Annotated in this window: 8 protein-coding genes; 7 read left to right on the top strand and 1 reads right to left on the bottom strand. The window is 67.1% G+C overall.

Annotation, left to right across the window (positions count from 1 at the left end; genetic code table 11):
- The coding region (locus tag ACO6D5_RS15145) for a crotonase/enoyl-CoA hydratase family protein (RefSeq protein ID WP_485825831.1) at positions 1-695 on the bottom strand (695 nt) is incomplete at its 3' end.
- Between the two features lie 335 nt (positions 696-1,030).
- On the opposite strand from ACO6D5_RS15145, the gene glyQ reads away from it, so the two are divergent.
- The 7 genes from glyQ to gloA all read left to right on the top strand — a co-directional run.
- On the top strand, positions 1,031-1,942 hold the full coding sequence (glyQ, locus tag ACO6D5_RS15140) for a glycine--tRNA ligase subunit alpha (RefSeq protein ID WP_006226339.1): 912 nt from the start codon (positions 1,031-1,033) through the stop codon (positions 1,940-1,942).
- Positions 1,943-4,081: a glycine--tRNA ligase subunit beta gene (gene glyS / locus ACO6D5_RS15135; RefSeq protein WP_485825830.1), complete on the top strand. Its 2,139-nt coding sequence runs from the start codon at positions 1,943-1,945 to the stop codon at positions 4,079-4,081.
- A complete protein-coding gene (gene gmhB / locus ACO6D5_RS15130; RefSeq protein ID WP_485825829.1) occupies positions 4,078-4,617 on the top strand; it encodes a D-glycero-beta-D-manno-heptose 1,7-bisphosphate 7-phosphatase in 540 nt (179 codons plus the stop codon). Before glyS ends, gmhB begins: the two co-directional genes overlap by 4 nt.
- A 4-nt stretch (positions 4,618-4,621) precedes the next feature.
- Complete coding sequence (locus ACO6D5_RS15125; RefSeq protein WP_315845692.1) at positions 4,622-5,344, top strand: lysophospholipid acyltransferase family protein; 723 nt, start codon at positions 4,622-4,624, stop codon at positions 5,342-5,344.
- Positions 5,337-6,347, top strand: coding sequence for a M48 family metallopeptidase (locus ACO6D5_RS15120; protein WP_485825828.1), 1,011 nt, complete (start codon positions 5,337-5,339; stop codon positions 6,345-6,347). The genes ACO6D5_RS15125 and ACO6D5_RS15120 overlap by 8 nt, the downstream gene beginning before the upstream one ends.
- A gap of 20 nt (positions 6,348-6,367) precedes the next feature.
- Positions 6,368-7,510, top strand: a complete 1,143-nt coding sequence (locus ACO6D5_RS15115) for a 2-aminoethylphosphonate--pyruvate transaminase (protein ID WP_485825827.1) — start codon at positions 6,368-6,370, stop codon at positions 7,508-7,510.
- 11 nt (positions 7,511-7,521) lie between these two features.
- On the top strand, positions 7,522-7,904 hold a 383-nt coding region (gloA, locus tag ACO6D5_RS15110), incomplete at its 3' end, for a lactoylglutathione lyase (protein WP_485825826.1).

The raw sequence follows: 7,904 nt of genomic DNA, 5'->3' as shown, positions 1-7,904 counted from the left end.
AAAATGTGCGCGATCAACGGGCGTTGGCGGTCGAACATGCCTTCCTGCTCCCAATCCCCGGACTGCGACACGATGCTCTTGGCGGTCTGCACGGCCAACGGGCCGTTCTCGACGATGGCGCGCGCCAGTTCCAGCGCGCCGGCCAGCGCGCCGCCCGGTTCCGTCAGACGGTTGACCAGGCCGAACGAGTAGGCGCGCTCGGCGCTCAGCATCTCGCCCGTCAGGATCACTTCCATGGCGATGTGGTACGGCAGGCGGCGCGGCAGGCGCAGCATGCCGCCGGCGCCGGCCACCAGGCCGCGCTTGACCTCCGGCAGGCCGAACTTGGCGTTGCTGGCGGCCACGATCAGGTCGGAGGCCAGGGCCATTTCACAACCGCCGGCCAACGCATAGCCTTCGACGGCCGCGATCAGCGGTTTCTTGGGCGGCTTTTCGTTCAAGCCGGCAAAACCACGGCCTTCCACGTAGGGGCGCTGGCCCGATTTGGCAAATGCCTTCAAGTCCATGCCCGACGAGAACGTGCCGCCGCCACCCGTCAGGATGCCGATGCGGATGTCGTCGCGGCTGTCCAGCTGGTCCAGCGCGGCGGCCATGGCTTGGGCGGTTTCCAGGTTGATGGCGTTCTTGGCTTCCGGGCGGTTGATCGTGATGATCTGGATGCCGTCGGTAACTTCCACCGTGATCAGGTCTGACATGGGACTGCTCCTTCCAGGAATTCTCGGAATCCCGGGGTGTCGTCGGGTTCCGGGTTTTATATAAGACTTGAGGCTCAACCTGGAATCATACGATCATTGGTTTGCGGGCGCAGCCGACGCGGGCCAGGGCGTCCGCCAGCAGCACACCCGCGGGGCGCCCGCCCCCCCCTGGCGCCCCCTCGGCCACATCCCCGCTGCCCCGGATGGCGTCCAAAAGACGTAGATGTAACTGCCCAACGGCCATCGGGAAACAGGACAGGCCCGGGCCAGTTAAAATGCCGGGTTTCCCACGCCCAAGGCAAGCCTTGCCCGGCGAGTCGAATTCCAAGAATCCTATGCTCACCTTTCAGCAAATCATCCTTACGCTCCAGGAATACTGGGACAAGCAGGGTTGCGCCCTGCTGCAACCCTACGACATGGAAGTCGGCGCCGGCACTTCGCATACGGCCACATTCCTGCGCGCGATCGGCCCGGAGCCGTGGCGCGCCGCGTATGTGCAGCCTTCGCGCCGCCCCAAGGATGGCCGCTACGGCGAGAACCCCAACCGCCTGCAGCACTATTACCAATATCAGGTCGTGCTGAAGCCGGCGCCCCCGGAAATCCTGGACCTCTACATCGGTTCGCTGAAGGCGCTGGGCATCGACCCGACGCAGCACGACATCCGCTTCGTCGAAGACGACTGGGAAAACCCGACGCTGGGCGCCTGGGGCCTGGGCTGGGAAGTCTGGCTGAACGGCATGGAGGTCACGCAGTTCACCTATTTCCAGCAAGTGGGCGGCCTGGACTGCACGCCAACCACGGGTGAAATCACCTACGGCCTGGAACGCCTGGCCATGTACCTGCAGGACGTGCAAAGCGTGTACGACCTGGTCTGGACCGAAGGCGCCAACGGCAACCGCGTGCTGTACCGCGACGTGTTCCACCAGAACGAGGTGGAGCAATCCACCTACAACTTCGAACACTCGTCGGCCGACATGCTGTTCGCGCACTTCAATGACTACGAAACCGAAGCCAAGCGCCTGATGGACGTGCCCCTGGCGCTGCCGGCCTACGAGGCCGCGCTGAAAGCCGCGCACACCTTCAACATGCTGGACGCGCGGGGCGCGATCAGCGTGACCGAGCGCGCCGCCTACATTGGCCGCATCCGCAACCTGTCGCGCGCCGTCGCCCAGGCTTACTACGATTCCCGCGAACGACTGGGCTTTCCCATGCTGGCCCGCACCAAGGCCGCCGGGGAGGCTGCATAAATGACGACGAACATCCGCCCGCTGCTGGTCGAACTGCTGACCGAAGAACTGCCGCCCAAGGCCCTGCAAAAGCTGGGCCAGGCCTTTGCCGAAGGCGTGCGCGCCACGCTCGCGCGCCATGGCCTCTTGGCTGACGGCTGCGCCGTGACTGCGTATTCCACGCCGCGCCGCCTGGCCGTGCACCTGTCCGCCGTGCTGGCGCAGGCGCCCGACCAGCCCTACGCCGAAAAGCTGATGCCGGTGAAGATCGGCCTGACCGAAGACGGCCGCGCCACCCCGGCGCTGCAAAAGAAGCTGGCCGCCAAGGGCCTGGAAAACATCGACCTGTCCACGCTGGACCGCGAATCCGATGGCAAGCAGGACTACCTGGTTGCCCGCGGCACCGCCCCCGGCGCGCAACTGGCCGTGGGTTTGCAGGAAGGCCTGGACACAGCGCTGAACAACCTGCCGATCCCCAAGGTCATGCGTTACCAATTGGCCGATGGTGTCACGTCCGTCAAGTTCGTGCGCCCGGCGCACGGTCTCGTCGCCCTGTTTGGCGCCGAGGTGGTGCCGGTGTCCGCGCTGGGCCTTACCGCCGGCCGTGACACGCTGGGCCACCGCTTCATGAGCACGGTGCCGGTGTCGTTCGCCAATGCCGACGCCTACGCCGCCACCCTGGCAGAAAAGGGCCGCGTCGTGGCGTCCTTCGAAGGCCGCCGCGACGAGATCCAGCGCCAGTTGCTGGACCATGCCGGCCGCCTGTCGGCCACCCTGGGCGACGACCCGGAAGTCGCCGCGTTGCTGGACGAAGTGACGGCGCTGGTCGAACATCCCACTGTCTACGTGGGTCAGTTCGAAGAGCAGTTCCTGCAAGTGCCGCAGGAATGCCTGATCCTGACCATGCGGCTGAACCAGAAGTACTTCCCGCTGTTCGACCCGGCCACCGGCCGCCTGACGCACCGCTTCCTGATCGTGAGCAACATGCACACGGACAATCCGGTGAACATCGTCGAAGGCAACCAGCGCGTGGTGCGTCCGCGCCTGGCCGACGCGCAGTTCTTCTTCGAAACCGACCGCAAGACGCCGCTGGCCGCGCGCGTCGAACAACTGGGCTCGATCGTCTATCACAACAAGCTGGGCACCCAGCTTGAGCGCGTGGAGCGCGTGCGCGCCATCGCCCGCGGCGTGGCAGGCCTTCTGGGCGGCGACGTAACGGCCGCCGACCGGGCCGCCATGCTGGCCAAGGCCGACCTGGGTTCGAACATGGTGGGCGAATTCCCCGAGCTGCAAGGCATCATGGGCGCGTACTACGCCGCCGGCGACGGCGAGCCGGCCAGCGTCGTGGAAGCGCTGCGCAGCCAGTACCGCAACCGCTACGACACGCCGGTTACGCAAGACACCCTGACCGCCGCCACGCTCTTCATTGCCGAACGCGTGGAAACGCTGGTCGGCATCTGGGCCATCGGCCTGGCGCCTACGGGCGAACGCGACCCCTTCGGCCTGCGCCGCGCCGCGCTGGGCCTGATCAGCGCGTTCGAACAACTGGCCGCCGGCGGCTGGCTGAAGATCAGCGAAGCCGGCCCGCTGTCCCTGGACGGCCTGCTGGACCTGGCCGCGGGCACGTTCCCCGCCGGCAAGATCCCGGCCGACACGCTGGCTGAAGTCCGCACCTTCATCTACGAACGCTACCGCAACCAGCTGATCAACGACTTCGACCGCAACGCGGTGGAAGCGGTGATCGCGCTGACGCCGCCGCTGCATCAGGTGGCCGAGCGCGTGCGCGCCGCTGCCGCCTTCGCGCAACTGCCCGAAGCCGCCAGCCTGGCCGCCGCCAACAAGCGCATCGGCAACCTGTTGAAGAAGGCCGAAGGCGACATCGGCGCGGTCAACGACGCCGCGCTGGTGGAACCCGCCGAAAAGGCCCTGGCCGCCGCCGTGGCCGCCCTGCGTCCGCAGGCCGAAGCCCAGCTGGCCGCCGGCGACTTCGCCGGCAGCCTGTCCACGCTGGCCCAGGCCCGCGAGCCCGTGGACGCGTTCTTTGCCGACGTCATGGTCATGGCCGAAGACCCGGCCGTGCGCGCCAACCGCCTGGCTCTCTTGAGCCAGCTGCATGGCCTGATGAACCAGGTGGCCGACATTTCCAGGCTGGCACAGTGAAACTGATCATCCTCGACCGCGACGGCGTCATCAACCAGGACAGCGATGCATTCGTCAAGAATCCCGACGAATGGATCGCCCTGCCGGGCAGCCTGCAAGCGATCGCCCGGCTGACGCAGGCGGATTGGAAGGTGGTGGTCGCCACCAACCAGTCCGGCCTGGCGCGCGGCCTGTTCGACATGGACACGCTGACCGCCATCCACACCAAGATGCGGCGCGAGCTGGCCGCCGTCGGCGGCAGCATCGACGCCGTGTTCCTGTGCCCCCACGGTCCGGACGACAACTGCACCTGCCGCAAGCCGCGCCCCGGCATGTTCGAGCAGATCGGCCATCGCTACGACATCGACCTGACCGGCGTGCCGGCCGTGGGCGATTCGCTGCGCGACTTGCAGGCGTCCTCGTCTGTCGGCTGCGCGCCCTGGCTGGTGCAAACCGGCAACGGCAAGAAGACGCTGGCCAAGGGCGGCCTGCCCGACAACACGCGCGTATGCGAAGACCTGTCGGCCGTTGTCGACATCCTGCTTCAGGACAATTGATTCGATGGCCCGGCTACGCTCGCTGCTTTATTTCCTGTTTCTGGCCGTCACGGTCATCCCCTACGCCTTCGCCTGCATCCTGTGGGCGCCGCTACCGCTGCACTGGCGCTACAAGCTTACGGTGGGCTGGCCTCGCCTGGCCATCTGGGGCGCCAAAGTGTTCTGCGGCATCCGCTGGCAGGTCAAGGGCTGGGAAAACCTGCCCGACGGCCCCGCCGTGATCCTGTCCAAGCACCAGTCGGCCTGGGAAACGCTGTTCTTTCCGGCCCACATGCCGCGCGAAGTCTGCTTCGTCTACAAGAAAGAACTGCACATGGTGCCGTTCTTCGGCTGGGGCCTGGCGCTGCTGCGCATGATCGCCATCGACCGCGCGAAAGGCCGCGACGCCTTTGAACAGGTGGTCAAGCAGGGCCAGACCCGTCTGGACGAAGGCCGTTGGCCCTTGCTGTTTCCCGAAGGCACCCGCGTGCCCCCGGGCAAGACGGCGCGTTTCAAGATGGGCGGCGCGTTGCTTGCCTCGCGCACCGGCGCGGTCGTCATCCCCGTGGCGCATAACGCCGGCGAGTGCTGGCGGCGCAACGCTTTCGTCAAATATCCCGGCATGGTCACCCTGTCGATCGGTCCCGCGATAGAATCCAAGGGACTCTCCCCCGAAGAACTGAACCAAAAGGTACAGGACTGGATCGAAGGGGAAATGCGGCGTCTCAACCCTGAAAGGTATGTCTAGCACTGATCAGCTCGAACTCCTGTTCGACGTGCAAGAAGACGACGCGCCCCGGGGCGCGTCGCCGCTGATCGCCTCGCCGAAGCCGCCGGCCGCGCCCCGACCTGCCGCGCCCCGGGCCACGCCCCCGCAGCCAGTCACCCCGAAGACGCTTTTCCCCGACACGCCCGCTGGCGCCGCCCCCGCGGGCGAGCCGTTGCTCACGCTGTCGCCCAACGCGTCCTCCCGCGTCCCCACCCCGTGCCCCGATCCGCTGCCGCCAGGCGCGCGCTGGCGCGAGGTGCCGACGGAACATCAGCCTATCGGTTTCGTGCTGCTGCGCTCGCGCCGCCGCAGCATCGGCTTCGTCATCACCGACGACGGGCTGCGCGTCACGGCGCCCAGCTGGGTCACGCTGGCGCAGATCGACGACGCCGTGCGCGAAAAGGCGCGCTGGATCCTTGCCAAGCTGCGTGAATGGCACGCCCGCAAGCAGCAACTGGCCATGGCGCACACGCGCTGGCAGCCGGGCGGTGAACTGCCCTATCTGGGCAAGCGCATCCTGATCGGCGTGGGCGGCGACAGCCGCCAGGCCCGCCTGTCAGGCGATGCGGAAGCGCCGCAAGACGGCGACACCCTCTGGCTGGCCCTGCCCTCCACGGCCGAGCAAAGCCGCATCCGCGACTCGGCGCAAGCCTGGCTGCAGCAGCGGGCCGGCGCCTGGTTCGGCGCCCGGCTGGCGCATTTCCTGCAGGTGAGCGGCCTGAAGATCCGCCGCTGGCGGCTGTCGTCCGCCGCCACGCGCTGGGGCTCGTGCACCAGCGACGGCAACATCATGCTGAATTGGCGGCTGATCCATTTCGCGCCCGCCATCATCGATTACGTGATCGCGCACGAGCTTGCCCACCTGCGCGAGATGAACCACAGTCAGGATTTCTGGCGTGAAGTGGGACAGATCCTGCCTGACTTCGAAGACGCCAAGAATATTCTTCGGCGCCACGACCCCGCTTCCCTGCCTCAGTTCTGAGGCGACTTGGAGACACGAAAATGTTGCTGCTGATTCCGGGCCCGGTCACGACCGACGCACGGGTGAAGGCCGCCATGGCGCAGGATTACGCGCCCTGGGACAACGATTTCCGCGAGACCTACCGCCAGGTCTGCGCAGGCGTGCTGGGCGTGGCCGAGGCCTCGCCCGACGAACACGCCGCGCTGGCGCTGCCCGGTTGCGGCCACTTCGCGGTGGAAGCCGCGATCCGCACCTTCTTGCCACCGGGCGGCCGCCTGCTGGCGCCGTCCACCGGCGCCTACGCGTCCCGCCTGCAGAAGCTGGCGGGCGAAGCTGGCCGGGTGGCCGTGCCGCTGCCCGTCGGCGCGGCCGAGCGGGTGGACCCGGTGGCCGTCGCCGCAGCCCTGGAACGGGATCCCACGCTGACGCACCTGGCGCTGGTCTACAGCGAAACCGGCAGCGGCATCTGCCATGACGTGCCCGAGCTGGCGCGTATCGCCCACGCGATGGGCCGCCGCGTCATCGTCGACGCCGTATCCGCGTTCGGCGCGCTGCCGTTGAACCTGGCTGCGCTGCCCGCGGTCGACGCCGTGGTGCTCACCGCCAACAAATGCCTGGAAGGGCTGCCCGGCGCCGCCTTCGTGGTGGCGCGCATCGACCGCCTGGAAGCTACGCGCGGCAACGCCGGCAGCTGGTCGCTGGACCTGACCGATATCTACCAGCACACGCTGGTCCCCAATGCCGGCCCCCGTTTCACGCCGCCCGCGCCCACGCTGGCGGCGCTGGCCGTGGCGCTGGACCTGTACCGGCAGGAAGGCCGTGTCGCCCGTCTGGCGCGCTACACGGCGAACATGCGCACGCTATATGATGGCGTGATCGAGCTGGGCCTGACACCCAATCTGCCGCGCGACCTGCAGGGCCCCATCGTCGTCAACGTCTGCGCGCCGGACGCCCCGACCTGGAACCTGCAGCTGTTCGTCGACGCGCTCAAGGCCCGCGGCTACGTGCTCAGCAATTTCAGCAACACCGAACACCCCTCGTTCCGGGTCGGCTGCATCGGCGCTTTCGGCGCCGAACAGATGCGGCTTGCGGTCGACGCCATGGGCGGCGCACTGCGCGACATCGGCATCACTCGGGAAAGCGCCGGCGCTCCGCCGCGCTTCCCGCAACCCCTCATCGCTTAAGGAAGATATCCATGCGTATGCTCCACACCATGCTGCGAGTCGGCAACCTCGACAAATCCATCGATTTCTACACCAACGTGCTCGGCATGCGGGTCCTGCGCCGCAACGACTACCCGGAAGGCAAGTTCACGCTGGCCTTCGTGGGCTATCAGGACGAAACCGAAGGCGCGGTCATCGAGCTGACCCACAACTGGGACACCGAAAAATACGACCTGGGCAACGGCTACGGCCACATCGCCCTGGAAGTCGACAACGCCTACGAAGCCTGTGACAAGGTCAAGGAACGCGGCGGCAAGGTCACCCGCGAAGCCGGCCCGATGAAGCACGGCAAGACGGTCATCGCTTTCGTGGAAGATCCCGACGGCTACAAGATCGAGTTCATCCAGAAGAAAGG

This window comes from Achromobacter sp., assembly GCF_057314935.1.
The sequence above is the reverse complement of the archived record's forward strand: the minus strand, read 5'-3'. Positions and strand labels throughout refer to the sequence as shown.

Excerpts from the sequence above, each read along its gene's own strand:
- ACO6D5_RS15115 (WP_485825827.1), top strand. The coding sequence starts at position 6,368 with ATGTTGCTGCTGATTCCGGGCCCGGTCACGACCGACGCACGGGTGAAG.
- glyQ (WP_006226339.1), top strand. The coding sequence starts at position 1,031 with ATGCTCACCTTTCAGCAAATCATCCTTACGCTCCAGGAATACTGGGAC.
- ACO6D5_RS15125 (WP_315845692.1), top strand. The coding sequence starts at position 4,622 with ATGGCCCGGCTACGCTCGCTGCTTTATTTCCTGTTTCTGGCCGTCACG.
- ACO6D5_RS15120 (WP_485825828.1), top strand. The coding sequence starts at position 5,337 with ATGTCTAGCACTGATCAGCTCGAACTCCTGTTCGACGTGCAAGAAGAC.
- glyS (WP_485825830.1), top strand. The coding sequence starts at position 1,943 with ATGACGACGAACATCCGCCCGCTGCTGGTCGAACTGCTGACCGAAGAA.